We start from the raw sequence: 18,246 nt of genomic DNA on the forward strand, positions 1-18,246 counted from the left end.
TGTTGGTTCACATACCGCTAAGGGATCAAACCCCCAGCACCGCGTGCTGCACCAGGGTCAGCAACGGTTGTGGGTACACGCCCAGGAAGAAGGCGAGCAGGGCGATAGCCAGCAGCATCACGCCACCGGCTTTCTGTTCCCAGTGCAGCTCGGCATCCACACGGCGCAGGTTTGGCTCGATCAGGTACAGGGTGACCATCACGCGCAGGTAGTAGAACACGCCGATGGCACTGCCCAGCACCAGGGACGCAACCAGCCACCACTCGTGGGCTTCGACACCGGTCGCGACGATGTAGAACTTGCCGATAAAGCCCGCGGTCAGCGGGATACCGGCCAGGGACAGCATCATCACGGTCAGTACGGCGGTCAGGTACGGACGGCGCCAGAACAGGCCGCGGTATTCGTACAGGGCGTCGGCGTCACGGCCCTTGTAAGGCGAGGACATCAGGGTGATCACGCCGAACGCGCCGAGGCTGGTGATCACGTAGGTGACCAGGTACACGCCGATGGCTTCCACGGCCAGGCCTTTGCTCGCCACCAGGGCGATCAGCAGGTAGCCGAAGTGGGCGATGGACGAGTAACCCAGCAGACGCTTGAGGTTGTTCTGGGTCAGCGCCAGCAGGTTACCGAACAGGATCGACGCGATGGCGATCACGGTCAGCACGTTGCTCAGCACGCCGGTGTTGGCGGCAGGCGAGATCTGGAACAGACGCACCATCACCGCAAACACAGCGACCTTGGACGCGGTCGCCAGGAACGCCGCCACCGGCGCCGGGGCGCCTTCGTACACGTCCGGGGTCCACAGGTGGAACGGCACCAGCGACAGCTTGAACGCCAGGCCGATCAGCATCATCGCCAGGCCCAGTTGGGCGATCGGCGCGGGGCTGTTGGTGGCGGCCAGGGCGTGACCGATACCGGTGAAACTCAGGCTGCCGGCTTCGGCGTAGAGCAGGGCCATGCCGAACAACAGGAACGCGGAACCGGCGGCCGACAGCACCATGTACTTGATGCCGGCTTCCAGGGAGCGCTTGTTGAAGAAGGCGTAGGCCACCAGGCCGTAGGTCGGGATCGACAGCAGTTCCAGGCCGATGAACAAGCCGGCCAGGTGCTGCGCGCTGACCAGCACGATACCGCCGGCCGCAGCCAGCAGGATCAGCAGGTACAGCTCTTCGCGGTTGCCCGGGTAGCCGGTGCCGCCTTCGCCGAGGTAGGCGTGGGCGAGGGTGACGCAGGCGAGGGTGGCGACGAGGATCAGCGCGATATACAGCAGCGCGAAGTCATCGACCATCATCAGCGGGGTCACCGCCAGTGGCGCGACCTTGAGTGCCGGGATAATCGACAGCAAGGCCAGGTTCAGACCGGCGCAGGACAGCAGGAACGTTTGTGAATGATTGCGGCGCCAGGCGATCGCCAGCATCACCACCACGATGGTGAGGCTGGTGATCAGCAGCGGCGCAAGCGCGATAAAGTGTTGGATCGTGAATTCCATAGCGCTCTTACCGGGCCGAAGCGAGTTGAGAGAAGGCGGTGCCGAACCACTGCTGCACGCCATGCATCGTCGCGGCAGAAGTGTCCAGGAACGGTTGCGGGTACACGCCGATGTAGATCAGCAATACCGCAAGGCCGAGCACCATGATCAGTTCGCGAGCATCCATCCCCTTGAGGACGGTGTCGGACTTGGCCGGGCCGAAGTAGGCGCGGTGGATCATGATCAGCGAGTAGACCGAACCGAATACCAGGCCGGAGGTAGCAATGGCGCTGATCCACGGTGTTTGCACGAAGGCACCCATCAGGATCAGGAACTCGCCGATGAAGTTACCGGTACCCGGCAAGCCCAGGGAAGCGGCGGCGAAGAACAGGCTGATCGCCGGCAGGTACGCAATGCGCGACCACACGCCGCCCATCTCACGCATGTCACGGGTGTGCAGGCGCTCGTACAACTGGCCACTCAGGATAAACAGTGCGGCGGCCGAGACACCGTGGGCCAGCATCTGGATCACTGCACCTTGCAACGCCAGCTGGCTGCCGGAGTAGATGCCGATCAGTACGAAGCCCATGTGGGAAACGGACGAGAAGGCAATCAGACGCTTGATGTCGGTTTGCGCGAATGCCAGGAACGCACCGTAGAAGATCCCGATCAGGCCGAGGGTCATGGCAATCGGCGCGAACTCGGCCGAGGCGTTCGGGAACAGCGGCAGGGCGAAACGCAGCAGGCCGTAGGCCGCCGTCTTCAGCAGGATACCGGCCAGGTCCACGGAACCGGCGGTCGGCGCCTGGGCGTGAGCGTCAGGCAGCCAGGAGTGGAACGGCACCACCGGCAGCTTCACCGCGAAGGCGATGAAGAAGCCCAGCATGAGGATGTACTCGGTGGTCAGGGACATCTTGGTTTTCAACAGGTCGGCGTAGTTGAAGGTAATCACGCCAGTCGAGTTGAAGTTGACCAGTACCAGGCCCAGGATCGCCACCAACATGATCAGGCCGGAAGCCTGGGTGAAGATGAAGAACTTGGTCGCCGCGTAGATCCGGGTTTTCTTGCCGTCCGAAGAACTGTGACCCCAGAGCGCGATGAGGAAGTACATCGGCACCAGCATCATTTCCCAGAAGAAGAAGAACATGAACAGGTCGAGGGCGAGGAACACGCCGACAACGCCGCCCAGGATCCACATCAGGTTCAGGTGGAAGAAGCCCACGTGACGCTGGATCTCTTTCCAGGAGCAGAGTACCGAGAGGATACCCAGCAGGCCGGTCAGCAGGATCATCAACAGCGACAGGCCGTCGAGGGCCAGGTGCACGTTGATGCCGAAGCGCTGGATCCACACGTGCTTGAATTCAAGCGCGAACGTCGGATCGACACCCGGTGCCGGAGCGAATGAATAGTCGCCATGGGCCCACAGCCAGAGGCCGAGTGCGAGTTCCAGGGACATGGTCAGCAACGCAATCCAGCGGGGGAGGGTGGCGCCGAAGCGTTCACCCATCCAGCAGAGCAGGCCGCCGATAAAGGGGATCAGGATTAGCCAGGGCAGAATCATGACGGGCTCGTTTCCTTTCGCAAGTTCGCAAAGTTCATATCAGACCGCTACCACAACGATGGCGCCGATCACCAGCACGGCACCGGCCGCCATGGAAGCCGCATACCAACGCAACTGGCCGGTCTCGGTACGGCTCAGGGCGGTGTGACCGCCTTTGGCCGCGCGCGGGATCAAACCGATGGTCTGGTCGAGCGGGTCTTTACGCAGTACATGACTGATGGCCAGGTAGGGCTTGACGAACAGTTTGTCGTAGAGCCAGTCGAAGCCCCAGGCCGCGAACCACCAGGCCGAGAGGAAACGGCCGATGCCACTGTTGGCCACGGCGGTCACGAAGCGACGCTTGCCGAGGAACAGCAGGGCCGCCAGCAGGATACCGGCGATGGCAATGGCGCCCGAGGCGATTTCCAGGCTGTGCTTGGCGGCGCCGCCGGCATGGCCGGCGCTTTCCGGCAGTACACCGGCCAGTGGCGGGGTGATCAGCGCGCCGATGAAGGTCGACAGGATGATCAGCACCGACAGTGGCAACCAGTGGGAGATGCCATGGCCTGCGTGGGCTTCGGTCTTGGCTTCACCGTGGAAGGTGATGAAGATCAGGCGGAAGGTGTACAGCGAGGTCATGAACGCACCCACCAGGCCTGCGTACAGCAGGTTCTGGTTACCGCTGGCAAAGGCTTCCCAGAGGATTTCGTCCTTGGAGTAGAAACCGGCGGTCACCAGCGGCAGGGCGGCCAGGGCGGCACCACCGACGATGAAGCTGGCGTAGGCCAGTGGCAGTTTCTTCCACAGGCCGCCCATCTTGAAGATGTTCTGCTCGTGGTGGCAGGCCACGATCACCGCACCGGAGGCCAGGAACAGCAGGGCCTTGAAGAAGGCGTGGGTCATCAGGTGGAAGATCGCCGCGTCCCAGGCGCCGACGCCCAGGGCCAGGAACATGTAGCCGATCTGGCTCATGGTCGAGTAGGCGAGGATCCGCTTGATGTCGGTCTGCACCAGCGCGGCGAAGCCGGCCAGTACCAGGGTCACGCCGCCGACGATGCCCACCAGGTGCAGGATGTCCGGCGCCAGGGTGAACAGGCCGTGGGTACGGGCGATCAGGTAGACACCGGCGGTCACCATGGTTGCGGCGTGGATCAGTGCCGACACCGGGGTAGGACCGGCCATCGCATCCGCCAGCCAGGTCTGCAGCGGCAGTTGCGCGGATTTACCCACGGCGCCGCCCAGCAGCATCAGGGTCGCCAGGGTGATCCAGAAGTCGCCGACCTGGAATTTCTGCGGTGCCAGCACCAGCAGTTCCTGGATGTTCAGCGTGCCCACCTGTTGGAACAGGATGAACAGGCCGATGGCCATGAACACGTCGCCGATGCGGGTGACGATAAATGCCTTGAGTGCCGCGTTACCGTTGTTGCGGTTGCTGTAGTAGAAACCGATCAACAGGTACGAGCACAGGCCCACGCCTTCCCAACCGAAGTACAGGAACAACAGGTTATCGCCGAGCACCAGGAACAGCATGCTGGCGATAAACAGGTTGGTGTACGAGAAGAAGCGCGAGTAGCCCGCTTCACCGCGCATGTACCAGGACGCGAACAGGTGGATCAGGAAGCCCACGCCCACCACCACACCAAGCATGGTGATCGACAGGCCGTCGACGTAGAGGGCGAAGTTGGGCTTGAAGCCTTCCACCGACATCCACTGCCACAGCACCAGGGTGTAGTGGCCGCTTTCCGGCGGTGCCACCTTGAATTGCCAGATGACGTAGGCGGCAACGATAGCCGACAGGCCAATGGAGCCCACACCGATCAGGGCCGAAAGGTTTTCCGACCAGCGTCCGCGAGAGAACGACAGCAGCAGGAAACCGATCAGGGGAAATACGAAAGTCAGAAAGATCATGTTCATCCGCGCATCTCACTGGCAGCGTCGATATCAAGCGTGTGGAAGCGACGATACAGTTGCAGCAGGATCGCCAGGCCGATACTGGCCTCGGCGGCTGCCAGGCTGATCACCAGGATGAACATGACTTGTCCATCCGGCTGGCCCCAACGTGCACCTGCAACGATGAACGCCAGTGCCGCAGCGTTCATCATGATTTCCAGGCTCATCAACACGAACAGAATGTTACGGCGAACCATCAGGCCGACCAGGCCAAGGCAGAACAGGATGCCGGCGACCGCCAGACCATGCTCCAAAGGGATAGCAGGCATCGTCATTGCTCCTTGGCTTCGTTGCGGCCCAAGTGGAAGGCAGTGATGGCTGCGGCGAGCAGCAGCATCGACGCCAGTTCGACCACCAGCAGGTACGGGCCGAACAGGCTGATGCCCACGGCTTTCGCGTCCACGGTGGTATGGCCGATGGCCTGGCCGCTCTGGTGAGCGAACAGCACATACAGCAGTTCACCCAGCAGCAGCGCTGCGAGGACAACCGGGCCGAGCCAGATGCCGGGCTTGAGCCAGACGCGTTCCTGGGCGACCGAGGCCGGCCCGAGGTTGAGCATCATCACCACAAACACGAACAGCACCATGATGGCGCCGGCGTAGGCGATCACTTCCAGCACACCGGCGAACGGTGCGCCGAGGCTGAAGAAGGTCATGGCCACGGCGATCAGCGAAATGATCAGGTAGAGCAGGGCGTGCACGGGGTTGGTGTTGGTGATCACGCGAAGCGTGGACACAACCGCGATACCCGATGCGAAATAGAAAGCGAATTCCATCTTTCTTCCTTAAGGCAGCAAGCTCTTCACGTTGATCGGCTCGGCTTCGTTTTGTGCGGCGCCTTTCGGCTTACCGGCAACGGCCATACCTGCAACACGATAGAAGTTGTAATCAGGGTTTTTACCGGGACCAGAGATCAAAAGATCTTCTTTCTCGTACACCAGGTCCTGACGTTTGAACTCGGCCATCTCGAAATCCGGTGTGAGCTGGATCGCGGTGGTCGGGCAAGCTTCCTCGCAGAGGCCGCAGAAAATGCAGCGCGAGAAGTTGATGCGGAAGAAGTCCGGGTACCAGCGACCGTCTTCGGTTTCAGCTTTCTGCAGGGAGATGCAACCCACCGGGCACGCCACGGCGCACAGGTTGCAGGCCACGCAACGCTCTTCGCCATCGGGGTCGCGGGTCAGTACGATGCGGCCGCGATAGCGCGGCGGCAGGTACACCGCTTCTTCCGGGTATTGCAGGGTGTCGCGTTTACGAAAGCCATGGCCGAAAACCATCACCAGGCTTCGCAACTGGGTACCGGTACCCTTAACGATGTCGCCAATATATTTGAACATGGGTCAAATCCTCACTGAACCGCGCCCGCTGGCGTGTTCAACAACACAACGGCAGCAGTCACCAGCAAATTGATCAGGGTCAGCGGCAGGCAGAAGCGCCAGCTGAAATCCATCACCTGGTCGTATCGTGGACGCGGAATGGAAGCGCGCAGCAGGATAAACAGCATGATGAAGAACGCGGTCTTCAGGAAGAACCAGAAGAACGCCAGCTGCGGCAGGATGCCGAACGGACCGTGCCAGCCGCCGAAGAACAGCGTGACCAGCAGGGCCGAGATCAAGATGATGCCGATGTATTCACCGACGAAGAACATGCCCCATTTCATGCCGGCGTATTCAATGTGGTAACCGTCGGCCAGTTCCTGTTCCGCTTCCGGTTGGTCGAACGGGTGACGGTGAGTCACGGCGACGCCGGCGATGAAGAAGGTACAGAAGCCGAAGAACTGCGGAATGATGAACCACAGGTTCTGCGCCTGGTACTCGACGATGTCGCGCATGTTGAACGAGCCGACCTGCACCACGATGCCCATCAGCGCGAGGCCCATGAACACTTCGTAGGACACGGTCTGGGCCGAGGCCCGCAAGCTGCCCAGCAGGGCGAACTTGTTGTTGCTCGACCAGCCGGCGAACAGCACCGCGTAGACCGACAGGCCGGCCATGGCGAAGAAGAACAGCAAGCCGATGTTCAGGTCCGCCACGCCCCAGGTCGGGGTGATCGGGATGATCGCGAAGGCGATCAGCAAGGCGCTCATGGCCACGACCGGTGCCAGGGTGAAGATCACCTTGTCGGCAAACGGCGGGGTCCAGTCTTCCTTGAAGAACATCTTCAGCATGTCGGCGGCGATCTGGAACATACCGAACGGGCCAACGCGGTTCGGACCGTAACGGTCCTGCCACCAGCCCAGCAGGCGACGTTCGACGAAGCTGAGCAGGGCGCCCGCGACGACCACGGCCAACAGGATCACGATGGCCTTGACGACCGAGATGATCACGTCGATCACTTCAGGGGTGAACCAGGTCATTGCGCTGCCTCCTGCAGACCGTCAACGGTTTTGCCGAAGATCGCCGGCGGGATGCCGGCGACGCCTTTAGGCAGGGCAACCAGGCCGGCACCCAGCTCTTCGTTGATGCGCAGCGGCAGACGCAGGGTCTGGCCGGCCACGGTCACGCTGAGCAGTGCGCCGTCGTTGACGCCCAGGCGGTCGGCTTCGGACTTGGCCACGGACACATAGGCCTCGGGAATGCGCTCTTGTACCGGGGCGGCCTTGGAAGAGGTCTCTTCGCTGCCGAACAGGTGGAAGAACGGCACAACCTGCCAGGTGCCCTGGGCCGGGTTGAACGGACGCGGGACCGCAGCGAACCAGTTCAGCGCGTCGCCCTGGGGTTCGATCAGGCGAGTGCCCGGGTCGCCGGCGCGGATGTGACCACCGACTTCGTCCTGGAACTTGTTCCAGGCCTGTGGCGAGTTCCAGCCCGGCGACCAGGCAAACGGCACCTGCTGACGTGGCTCGACCGAACCCGAGTAACCTTCCATGGAGAAGGCGAACGCGGTGTCGTTGTCTTGCGGGGTACGCGGTTCGTGCACGCTGATGTCGGCGCGCATGGCGGTACGACCGGAGTAACGCAGCGGCTCACGGGCGAGCTTCATGCCCTTGATGCGGAACGCGGCGGACGGTGCGGCGTCGACGATACGCGCCAGCTGCGGCGCGCTCGCGGCGGCTGCGGCGGTGACGTGGTCGAGCTGGGTCCAGTCGATCGGCTGGTTCAGCAGGGTCGCGCGCAGGGCATGCAGCCAGCGCCAGCCTTCGTGAACCAGGATGCTGGCGTCCATGTACTTCGGATCGAACACCTGGAAGAAGCGCTGGGCACGGCCTTCCTGGCTGACCAGGGTGCCGTCGCCTTCGGCGAAGGTGGCGGCCGGCAGTACCAGGTCGGCGCGATCGCTGGTGGCGGTCTTCTGGTGGTCGGCGACGATCAGGACCTTGGCGGCGTTCAGCGCAGCGTCAACCTTGGCGGCGTCGGTGCGGGTGTACAGGTCGTTTTCCAGCACCACGATCGCATCGGCAGTGCCGTCGATCACGGTTTGCAGGGCGGCATCCAGGGACTCGCCGCCGAGCATGGCCAGGCCAAGGCTGTTGGCTTCCGGCACCACCAGGCTGATGGAGCCGTTCTTGTCGCGCAGCTTCAAGGCTTTGGCGATGTTGGCGGCGGCTTCGATCAAGGCCTTGGAACCCAGCGAGGTACCGGCAATGATCAATGGACGCTTGGCTGCCAGCAGGGCATCGGCAATACGCTGGGCCAGTTCGGCGGCTTCAGTGTCGAGGCCTTCGACTGCCGGCGCGCTGGCGTCGAGGGCGTGGGCCACGGCGAAACCGATGCGGGCCAGGTCGTCCGGTGCGGCGTGGACGCATTCTTCGGCGATGTCGTCGAGCTTGGTTTCCGCCAGGCTGGCGATAAACAGCGGGTTCAGCGCGTGCTGGCCGATGTTTTTCACCGCAGCGTCGAGCCAAGGCTGGACGCGCATGGCGTCGGCCATGTCTTCGGCCTTGCCTTTGACCGATTGACGCAGGGACAGCGCGATGCGCGCGGCGGTCTGGGTCAGGTCTTCACCGAGCACGAAGATGGCATCGTGGTCTTCGATGTCGCGCATGTTCGGCACCGGCAGCGGGCTGTCGTTCAGCACCTGCAGGACCAGGCGGATGCGCTCAAGCTCACCGGCTTCGATACCGGAGTAGAAGTGCTCGGCACCCACCAGCTCGCGCAACGCGTAGTTGCTTTCGAGGCTGGCGCGGGGCGAGCCGATACCGACGATGTTGCGGCCGCGCAGCAGGTCGGCGGCTTTGTCCAGCGCCGCGTCCAGGCTCAGCTTGGCGCCATCGGCCAGCAGTGGCTGGCGTGGGCGGTCTTCGCGGTTGACGTAGCCATAGCCGAAACGGCCACGGTCGCACAGGAAGTACTGGTTGACCGAACCGTTGAAGCGGTTTTCGATGCGACGCAGTTCGCCGTAGCGCTCGCCCGGGGAGATGTTGCAACCGCTCGAGCAGCCATGGCAGATGCTTGGCGAGAACTGCATGTCCCACTTACGGTTGTAGCGCTCGGAGTGGGTCTTGTCGGTGAACACACCGGTCGGGCAGACCTCGGTGAGGTTGCCGGAGAACTCGCTTTCGAGCACGCCGTCTTCAACGCGACCGAAGTACACGTTGTCGTGGGCGCCGAATACGCCGAGGTCGGTGCCGCCGGCGTAGTCTTTATAGAAACGTACGCAGCGGTAGCAGGCGATGCAGCGGTTCATTTCGTGGGAAATGAACGGGCCCAGTTGCTGGTTCTGGTGGGTACGCTTGGTGAAGCGATAACGGCGCTCGTTGTGGCCGGTCATCACCGTCATGTCTTGCAGGTGGCAGTGACCGCCTTCCTCACAGACCGGGCAGTCGTGGGGGTGGTTGGTCATCAGCCATTCGACAACGCTGGCGCGGAACGCCTTGGATTCTTCATCGTCGATGGAGATCCAGGTGTTGTCGGTGGCTGGGGTCATGCAGGACATGACGATACGACCACGGGTGTCGTTTTCGTCGGTGTACTGCTTGACCGCACACTGGCGACAGGCACCGACGCTACCAAGCGCGGGGTGCCAGCAGAAATACGGGATATCGAGGCCGAGTGACAGACACGCCTGTAACAGGTTGTCCGCCCCATCGACTTCGAGCGCTTTGCCGTCTACGTGGATAGTGGCCATGGTTCAAAGTTCTTCGTTGGCCCGTTGTCAGCGGGCGTGGCTAATGGAATCTTGTTATTCATGTGCATCTACACAGCCATGAAGGCGTCAGCACATGAGCAGGCGAAGGGCACGGACCCTTCGCCTGTTTAAGCGTTACGCGCCGACTACGATCGGCCTTGCCAGAGGCGGGACGGCGGCGCTGGTGGGCGCAATGCCGGCTTCGAACTCCGAGCGGAAGTATTTGATTGCGCTGCCCAATGGCTCCACGGCACCCGGTGCGTGAGCACAGAAGGTCTTGCCTGGGCCGAGGAAACCGACCAGGCCCAGCAGGGTTTCGATATCACCCTCGCGGCCTTCGCCGTTTTCCAGGGCCATCAGCAGCTTCACGCTCCACGGCAGGCCGTCGCGGCATGGGGTGCAGAAGCCGCAGGATTCACGGGCAAAGAACTGCTCCATGTTGCGCAGCAGCGAGACCATGTTCACGGTGTTGTCCACCGCCATCGCCAGGCCGGTACCCATCCGGGTGCCCACCTTGCCGATGCCGCCGGCGTACATTTGTGCGTCGAGGTGCTCGGGGAGCAGGAAGCCGGTGCCGGCGCCGCCTGGCTGCCAGGCCTTGAGGGTGTAGCCGTCGCGCATGCCGCCGGCGTAGTCCTCGAACAGCTCGCGTGCGGTCACGCCGAAGGGCAGCTCCCACAGGCCAGGGTTCTTGACCTTGCCGGAGAAACCCATGAGCTTGGTGCCCATGTCTTCGCTGCCTTCGCGGGCCAACGATTTGTACCAGTCCACGCCGTCGGCGATGATCGCCGGCACGTTGCACAGGGTCTCGACGTTGTTCACGCAGGTCGGCTTGCCCCACACGCCCACGGCGGCAGGGAAGGGCGGCTTGGAGCGCGGGTTGGCGCGGCGGCCTTCGAGGGAGTTGATCAGTGCGGTTTCTTCACCGCAGATGTAACGCCCGGCGCCGGTGTGCACGAACAGTTCGAAGTCAAAGCCCGAACCGAGGATGTTCTTGCCCAGCAGGCCTGCGGCCTTGGCTTCTGCCACGGCACGGTTGAGGTGCTTGGCGGCGGTGGTGTATTCGCCGCGCAGGAAGATGTAGCCACGGTAGGTTTTCAGCGCGCGGGCGCTGATCAGCATGCCTTCGATCAGCAGATGGGGCAGTTGCTCCATCAGCATGCGGTCTTTCCAGGTGTTGGGTTCCATTTCATCCGCGTTGCACAGCAGGTAGCGGATGTTGATGGATTCGTCTTTGGGCATCAGGCCCCACTTCACGCCCGTGGGGAAGCCTGCACCGCCGCGACCCTTGAGGCCGGCGTCCTTCACGGTCTGGACGATGTCGTCCTGGGCCATGTCGGCGAAGGCCTTGCGCGCAGCGGCGTAGCCGTTCTTGGCCTGGTACTCGTCGAGCCATACCGGCTCGCCGTCGTCACGCAGGCGCCAGGTCAGCGGGTGGGTCTCGGCCGAACGCTTGATCAGGTTGGCCGGGCCGAAGGAAGTCAGGGTCATGGGTAGCCCTCGAGCAATTGGGTCACGCCAGCAGGCTGCACGTCACCGAATGTGTCGTCGTCGATCATCAACGCCGGCGCCTTGTCGCAGTTGCCCAGGCAGCACACCGGCAGCAGCGTGAAGCGGCCGTCCGGGGTGGTCTGGCCGAGGCCGATGCCCAGCTTGGCCTGGATCTCGCTGACCACCGACTCGTGGCCACCGATGTAGCAGACCATGCTGTCGCACACGCGAATGATGTGGCGGCCGACCGGCTGGCGGAAGATCTGGCTGTAGAACGTCGCCACGCCTTCAACGTCGCTGGCGGGGATGCCGAGGATCTCGCCGATGGCGTAGAGGGCGCCGTCCGGCACCCAGCCACGTTCCTTCTGGACGATCTTCAAGGCCTCGATCGACGCCGCGCGCGGGTCTTCGTAGTGATGCAGCTCGTGCTCGATGGCCGAGCGCTCGGTTTCACTCAAGGTGAAACGGTCTGTCTGGATAAGCGTGCTGTTCATGCTTAGCGGTCCACGTCGGCCATAACGAAATCGATACTACCCAGGTACGCAATCAAGTCCGCGACCATCTCGCCTTTGATCACCGAAGGGATCTGCTGCAAGTGGGCGAAGCTTGGGGTACGAATCCGGGTGCGGTAGCTCATGGTGCCGCCATCGCTCGTCAGGTAATAACTGTTGATACCCTTGGTCGCTTCGATCATCTGGAAGGATTCGTTGGCCGGCATTACCGGGCCCCACGAAACCTGCAGGAAGTGCGTGATCAGGGTTTCGATGTGCTGCAGCGTGCGCTCTTTCGGCGGCGGCGTGGTCAGCGGGTGATCCGCCTTGTACGGGCCGGCCGGCATGTTGCGCATGCACTGCTCGATGATCTTCAGGCTCTGGCGCATTTCTTCGACGCGCACGATGCAACGGTCGTAGGCATCGCCATTGGCCGCCAGCGGGACTTCGAACTCGAAGTTCTCGTAGCCGGAATAGGGGCGCGCTTTACGCAGGTCGAAGTCGCAACCGGTCGAACGCAGGCCGGCACCGGTGACGCCCCATTCCAGGGCCTCTTTGGTGTTGTACTGGGCGACGCCGATGGTACGGCCCTTGAGGATGCTGTTATCCAACGCAGCCTTCTGGTACTCGTCCAGGCGCTTGGGCATCCAGTCGATGAATTCCTTGACCAGGCGTTCCCAGCCATTCGGCAGGTCGTGGGCGACGCCGCCGATGCGGTACCAGGCCGGGTGCAGGCGGAAACCGGTGATGGCTTCGATGACCTTGTAGGCGCGCTGACGGTCGGTGAAGGTGAAGAACACCGGGGTCATGGCGCCGACGTCCTGGATATAGGTACCCAGGAACAGCAGGTGGCTGGTGATCCGGAAGAACTCGGCCATCATGATGCGGATGGTGTCGACGCGGTCCGGGACCTTGATGCCGGCCAGCTTCTCGACCGAGAGCACGTACGGCAGGTTGTTCATCACGCCGCCGAGGTAGTCGATACGGTCGGTGTACGGGATGAAGCTGTGCCACGACTGACGCTCGGCCATCTTCTCGGCACCACGGTGGTGGTAGCCGATGTCCGGTACGCAGTCGACGATTTCTTCGCCGTCCAGTTGCAGGATGATGCGGAAGGCACCGTGGGCCGAAGGGTGGTTCGGGCCCAGGTTGAGGAACATGTAGTCCTCGTTGGTGCCGGATCGCTTCATGCCCCAGTCTTCCGGACGGAAGCGCGCGGCCTCTTCTTCAAGCTGCTGCTTGGCGAGGTTGAGGCTGAACGGGTCGAATTCGGTGGCGCGGGCAGGGAAGTCCTTGCGCAGCGGGTGACCTTCCCACGTTGGCGGCATCATGATGCGCGTCAGGTGCGGGTGGCCCGGGAAGTCGATACCGAACATGTCCCAGACTTCGCGCTCGTACCAGCTGGCGTTCGGCCAGATACCGGTCACGGTCGGCACGCTCAGGTCGCTCTCGGACAGTGCGACCTTGATCATCACGTCGCTGTTACGTTCCAGCGACATCAGGTGATAGAACACGGTGAAATCGGCGCCGCTCGGCAGACCCTGGCGCTTGGTGCGCAGGCGCTCGTCCACGCCATGCAGGTCATAGAGCATGACGTACGGCTTGGGCAGGTTGCGCAGGAAGGTCAGGACTTCGACGAGCCTGGCGCGCGCCACCCACAGCACCGGCATACCGGTGCGTGTGGCCTGGGCGGTGAAGGCGTCAGGGCCAAAACGGTTATTGAGTTCGACGACCACATCCTGGTCGTCTGCCTTATAAGGCGGGATGTACAGAGCACTGCCTGTAGTCATGGTTTTTTATCGCTTTCGGTCAACGTAAAGAATGAAGCCAGGTTTTCGTTCTATAAAAGAAGCGGGGCTGGATCAGACTTCGTCGGGGCTGCGCAGGTTGGTGACTGCGATTCGCTGTTCGCGGCGCTGTTCCTTTTGCGACGGCATCTCGGCGCGGTACACGCCTTGATCGCCGACGACCCAGGAAAGCGGGCGACGCTCCTTGCCAATCGATTCCTGCAACAGCATCAAGCCTTGCAGGAATGCTTCGGGGCGGGGCGGGCAGCCAGGCACGTAGACGTCCACGGGCAGGAACTTGTCCACCCCCTGAACCACGGAGTAGATGTCGTACATGCCACCGGAGTTGGCGCACGAACCCATGGAGATAACCCACTTTGGCTCGAGCATTTGCTCGTAGAGACGCTGGATGATCGGCGCCATCTTGATAAAGCAGGTACCGGCGATAACCATGAAATCCGCCTGGCGCGGTGATGCCCGGATAACTTCGGCGCCAAAGCGCGCGATGTCGTGGGGCGCCGTGAAGGCGGTGGTCATTTCCACGTAGCAGCACGAAAGACCGAAGTTGTACGGCCACAGGGAGTTCTTACGTCCCCAGTTGACCGCGCCACTCAGCACGTCTTCGAGCTTGCCCATGTAGATGTTCTTGTGGACTTGGTCTTCTAACGGATCGGAAACGGTTTCCCGTTCGCCGATGGGGTACTGCTCGTTAGGAGCATCCGGGTCGATCCTGGTGAGATTGTATTGCATCGCCAAAGCCTCATTGTTTCAGCTTCGCTTGCCGCTTACGACGAGCTTCCGGAGCCCAGTCAAGGGCGCCCACTCGAAATAGGTAGACAAGGCCTGCCAACAGAATTGCTATGAAAACGAGGGCTTCGACGAATCCGGTCCAGCCGCTTTCGCGGACGGACACAGACCAGGCAAAGAGAAAGAGGGCTTCGATGTCGAAGATCACGAAGAGCATCGCGACCAGATAGAATTTGGCTGAGAGCCGCAAGCGGGCGCCACCTGTAGGCAGCATGCCGGATTCGAACGGTTCATTCTTGCTGCGGCCCCAGGCTTTTGACCCGAGGAGGCTGGACACACCGAGCATGAAGGCGCAAAGGCCGACAACACCGAGGAGGAAAATGGCAAAGCCCCAGTTGTGGGCCATGAGTCCTGTCGCTTCGGTCATGCTGGAAATCCTTAACAGAGAGCAAAGGTCTCTGAGCTCGAAAAAGTAACGATGCAGTGACGATATGTCGCACTGCAATCAATCGCGGTGATTTTATGGCTAAACACCGGGCAAGTAAAATTCCTAGGGCGAAATTATTCGATGGAATAAGCACATAGTGCACCTTCTTGGGGCTGTAGCCCTTGCGGGGCGGGCATTAGCGGGCATTTGATCAAATGTGTTTTGTTTAACCTGTAACGAAGTTTTTATGTTCTAAATGATAATGAATATTGTTTGCGCGGGGTTGAAGCGATTGTTTCTCATACAGCGGAGTAAGTTGCCGTTACTTGCCTGATTAGCGCGAGTTGTTGGAGCGGATCTTTTAACCGATTTATCTGCAGCCAATACCGCTCTGGATCAAGGTTTTGTACAAAATCTTCAGGTTGCGAGGGTTCCTCACCGCTATCGGGGGCAAGCCCCCTCCCACATTTTCCCGATTGAATCAGTGGGATGTGTACCGGCAAAAAAAACGCCCCGAACCAGTCGGGGCGTCAGATCGTGCGGCACTGCGGTTAGCTCTTTAACGGATCCGCCGTGGCCGTGTACTCACATCGATCAGTGGAACTGCTCTTCTTCGGTCGAACCGGTCAGCGCGGTCACGGACGAGGTGCCGCCCTGGATCACGGTGGTCATGTCGTCGAAGTAGCCGGTGCCGACTTCCTGCTGGTGGGCCACAAAGGTGTAGCCCTTGGCGGCGTCAGCGAATTCCTGTTCCTGCAGCTTCACGTAGGCGGTCATGTCGTTGCGGGCGTAGTCGTGCGCCAGGTTGAACATGCTGTGCCACATGTTGTGAATGCCGGCCAGGGTGATGAACTGGTGCTTGTAGCCCATGGCGGACAGTTCGCGCTGGAACTTGGCGATGGTCGCGTCGTCCAGGTTCTTTTTCCAGTTGAAGGAAGGCGAGCAGTTGTAGGACAGCAGCTGGTCCGGGTATTCCTTCTTGATTGCTTCGGCAAAGCGACGCGCTTCGTCCAGGTCCGGCTTGGCGGTTTCGCACCAGATCAGGTCGGCATACGGCGCGTAGGCCAGGCCGCGGGCGATGGCCTGGTCGAGACCGGCGCGCACTTTGTAGAAACCTTCCTGGGTGCGTTCGCCCGTCACGAACGGCTGGTCGTACGGGTCGCAGTCCGAGGTCAGCAGGTCTGCAGCGTTGGCGTCGGTACGGGCCAGGATGATGGTCGGCGTGCCGGCAACGTCAGCCGCCAGGCGGGCAGCGGTCAGCTTCTGTACGGCTTCCTGGGTCGGTACCAGTACCTTGCCGCCCATGTGGCCGCATTTCTTCACCGAAGCCAGTTGGTCTTCGAAGTGCACGCCGGCCGCGCCAGCCTCGATCATGCTCTTCATCAGCTCATAGGCGTTCAGTACGCCGCCGAAACCGGCTTCGGCGTCGGCCACGATGGGCGCGAAGTAGTCGATGTAGCCTTCATCACCCGGGCCTTTACCGGCTTTCCACTGGATCTGGTCGGCACGACGGAACGAGTTGTTGATGCGCTTGACCACGGTCGGCACGGAGTCCACCGGGTACAGCGATTGGTCGGGGTACATGGATTCAGCGGAGTTGTTGTCCGCTGCCACTTGCCAGCCGGACAGGTAGATCGCCTGGATACCGGCTTTCACCTGTTGGACTGCCTGGCCGCCAGTGAGGGCGCCCATGCAGTTGACGAAATCTTTCTCGGGGCGGAAGGACGGCTTGGCACCTTGGGTGACCAGCTTCCACAACTTCTCGGCGCCGAGTTTTGCAAAGGTGTGCTCAGGTTGAACCGAGCCACGCAGGCGGACGACGTCAGCAGCGGAATAAGCGCGGGTTACGCCTTTCCAGCGTGGGTTTTCAGCCCAGTCTTTCTCGAGGGCTGCAATTTGCTGTTCGCGTGTCAGTGCCATGGGGGAAAACCTCGTCGCATAGGTCTAGGTGGAAAATTCCATTTGCCAGCCACGTAGTGAATGCGTGGTTATGGCTGCTCGCTGACCAGAAGCTCAGGTGTTCAAGTCAAGTTCGGCGGGGCAGGCGACGGGATGAACGATGGCTCAAGGGAGGAGTTGAGCAGGTAAGGGCGAACTGCGAACGGTCTTCGGGCATCGTGGGCCTTTGTACTATCCATCAGTGTGTAGCCGGGTTACCTGGTTAGCTTCCGTCCCTCGGGACAACTTCGTTCCAGTCGCAACCTCGTCAAACACACCTTGTGGGCGGTACAGACACGAATCGGCTCGGGTGGGTAGCTTGGAGCGGCGATCCGAAGGCCCTTGCCAGGGCCCCTGATTAGCGGGAGCGAGGCCATCATGCCCATGCTTTTTTGGATCGTCAAATGTTTTGTAGTGCTTTTTTTCAGGCACTACATCTTTAGTCTAATACGACTCATCAGTCAGTTTTTGGTGCTTCAGTTCAGGGTGTCGACCTTGACCCGCAACGTCAGGTCATCGCGGCCCTGGGTAGAGTAGCTGCGGGTTGTGGAGGATTTATCGGCCTGGGTCTCGCGGTTGATGCCGGCCAGGGGGATCCATTCGCCAAGACGTCCGCTGACGGTTGTGTCGGTGCTTTGCACATTCACTACATCGGGACGTTCCTGGCTCATGCGGTCACGGTTGGTACTGATCGCCAGGTGCACGGTCTCGCCGGTGACGCTGGCGGTGACGTAGAAGCCCTGGGTGACGTTGCGGTACTGGGTCTGGTTCTGCGGGCGACCGTAGGCGTCGGGTTGGGTCGTGGTCAGTGGCACGCTCTGGCCGACCTGGATCAGCGCGGGCACGCCTTCGCTGGCCTGGATCTGCTGGATGCCGCCGTCGCGGCTGGCCGTGCCGTAGCTGATGATGCGGGTCTGGCTGTCGCCGCTGTTCTGCTGGTTGTTTTCATTGGTATCGACGGTGATCAGCAGGCGCTTGGCTGGTGTATCCAGCTGGGCGAGCAGCGCACGCAGGTCCTGGATCTTGCCGGGGGCAGCGTTGACGATAAGCTGGTTGCCGTAGGCGCTGACGGTGCCGTCCTTGCCGATGAAGTTCTGTGCAACCGGGAGCAGGTCGGTGCTGGTGCGGTTGCTCAGGTTGACGACTTCGGTGTCGGCCATTGCCGAGCAGCTGGCGGTGAGGAGGAGGGCGGTGAGCAGGGTGCGTAGGGACATGTCCGTTATCTCTGCGAGTCAGTTAGGCTTGATAGTGCCAGTTTGTCGGCCTGGGGTGTAGTGAGCGGGCTTGCCCCGCGCTGGGCTGCGTAGCAGCCCCTATAAAAAACGCCGCGTTCTTACGGAAAGA

15 protein-coding genes are annotated in these 18,246 nt (G+C 61.6%); all 15 read right to left on the reverse strand.

What is annotated here, in order from left to right; all coding sequences use genetic code 11:
• Nucleotides 1-25: 25 nt before the first annotated feature.
• Nucleotides 26-1,489: an NADH-quinone oxidoreductase subunit NuoN gene (nuoN, locus tag C8K58_RS00385; RefSeq protein WP_003174731.1), complete on the reverse strand. Its 1,464-nt coding sequence runs from the start codon at nucleotides 1,487-1,489 to the stop codon at nucleotides 26-28.
• A 7-nt stretch (nucleotides 1,490-1,496) separates the two neighbouring features.
• Nucleotides 1,497-3,029 carry an NADH-quinone oxidoreductase subunit M gene (nuoM, locus tag C8K58_RS00390; protein ID WP_017527174.1) on the reverse strand — a complete coding sequence of 511 codons (1,533 nt, stop codon included), beginning with the start codon at nucleotides 3,027-3,029 and terminating at the stop codon, nucleotides 1,497-1,499.
• 39 nt (nucleotides 3,030-3,068) lie between these two features.
• Complete coding sequence (nuoL, locus tag C8K58_RS00395; protein ID WP_108572676.1) at nucleotides 3,069-4,922, reverse strand: NADH-quinone oxidoreductase subunit L; 1,854 nt, start codon at nucleotides 4,920-4,922, stop codon at nucleotides 3,069-3,071.
• On the reverse strand, nucleotides 4,919-5,227 hold the full coding sequence (gene nuoK / locus C8K58_RS00400; protein ID WP_003174727.1) for an NADH-quinone oxidoreductase subunit NuoK: 309 nt from the start codon (nucleotides 5,225-5,227) through the stop codon (nucleotides 4,919-4,921). The genes nuoL and nuoK overlap by 4 nt, the downstream gene beginning before the upstream one ends.
• Nucleotides 5,228-5,229: 2 nt before the next feature.
• Nucleotides 5,230-5,733, reverse strand: coding sequence for an NADH-quinone oxidoreductase subunit J (gene nuoJ, locus C8K58_RS00405; RefSeq protein WP_003174726.1), 504 nt, complete (start codon nucleotides 5,731-5,733; stop codon nucleotides 5,230-5,232).
• Nucleotides 5,734-5,742: 9 nt separating this feature from the next.
• Nucleotides 5,743-6,291 carry an NADH-quinone oxidoreductase subunit NuoI gene (gene nuoI, locus C8K58_RS00410; RefSeq protein ID WP_003174725.1) on the reverse strand — a complete coding sequence of 183 codons (549 nt, stop codon included), beginning with the start codon at nucleotides 6,289-6,291 and terminating at the stop codon, nucleotides 5,743-5,745.
• Nucleotides 6,292-6,302: 11 nt separating this feature from the next.
• Entirely contained in the window at nucleotides 6,303-7,310 is a 1,008-nt protein-coding gene (gene nuoH / locus C8K58_RS00415) for an NADH-quinone oxidoreductase subunit NuoH (protein ID WP_017137518.1), read from the reverse strand.
• Complete coding sequence (nuoG, locus tag C8K58_RS00420; RefSeq protein WP_108572678.1) at nucleotides 7,307-10,021, reverse strand: NADH-quinone oxidoreductase subunit NuoG; 2,715 nt, start codon at nucleotides 10,019-10,021, stop codon at nucleotides 7,307-7,309. Before nuoG ends, nuoH begins: the two co-directional genes overlap by 4 nt.
• Nucleotides 10,022-10,156: 135 nt before the next feature.
• Nucleotides 10,157-11,512, reverse strand: a complete 1,356-nt coding sequence (gene nuoF / locus C8K58_RS00425; protein ID WP_027606325.1) for an NADH-quinone oxidoreductase subunit NuoF — start codon at nucleotides 11,510-11,512, stop codon at nucleotides 10,157-10,159.
• Entirely contained in the window at nucleotides 11,509-12,006 is a 498-nt protein-coding gene (nuoE, locus tag C8K58_RS00430; RefSeq protein WP_010566874.1) for an NADH-quinone oxidoreductase subunit NuoE, read from the reverse strand. The genes nuoF and nuoE overlap by 4 nt, the downstream gene beginning before the upstream one ends.
• Nucleotides 12,007-12,008: 2 nt before the next feature.
• Complete coding sequence (gene nuoC / locus C8K58_RS00435; RefSeq protein ID WP_027606326.1) at nucleotides 12,009-13,793, reverse strand: NADH-quinone oxidoreductase subunit C/D; 1,785 nt, start codon at nucleotides 13,791-13,793, stop codon at nucleotides 12,009-12,011.
• Nucleotides 13,794-13,865: 72 nt separating this feature from the next.
• Nucleotides 13,866-14,540: an NADH-quinone oxidoreductase subunit B family protein gene (locus C8K58_RS00440; protein ID WP_003174719.1), complete on the reverse strand. Its 675-nt coding sequence runs from the start codon at nucleotides 14,538-14,540 to the stop codon at nucleotides 13,866-13,868.
• Between the two features lie 10 nt (nucleotides 14,541-14,550).
• Nucleotides 14,551-14,964 carry an NADH-quinone oxidoreductase subunit A gene (locus C8K58_RS00445; protein ID WP_003219575.1) on the reverse strand — a complete coding sequence of 138 codons (414 nt, stop codon included), beginning with the start codon at nucleotides 14,962-14,964 and terminating at the stop codon, nucleotides 14,551-14,553.
• Nucleotides 14,965-15,558: 594 nt separating this feature from the next.
• Nucleotides 15,559-16,884, reverse strand: coding sequence for an isocitrate lyase (gene aceA, locus C8K58_RS00450; protein WP_003219577.1), 1,326 nt, complete (start codon nucleotides 16,882-16,884; stop codon nucleotides 15,559-15,561).
• A 494-nt stretch (nucleotides 16,885-17,378) separates the two neighbouring features.
• Nucleotides 17,379-18,116 (reverse strand): secretin N-terminal domain-containing protein, encoded by a 738-nt coding sequence (locus C8K58_RS00460; protein WP_027606327.1) that lies wholly within the window; start codon nucleotides 18,114-18,116, stop codon nucleotides 17,379-17,381.
• Nucleotides 18,117-18,246: the final 130 nt, after the last annotated feature.

This window comes from Pseudomonas sp. GV047 (genome assembly GCF_003058245.1).
GTDB classification, from domain to species: domain Bacteria; phylum Pseudomonadota; class Gammaproteobacteria; order Pseudomonadales; family Pseudomonadaceae; genus Aquipseudomonas; species Aquipseudomonas marginalis.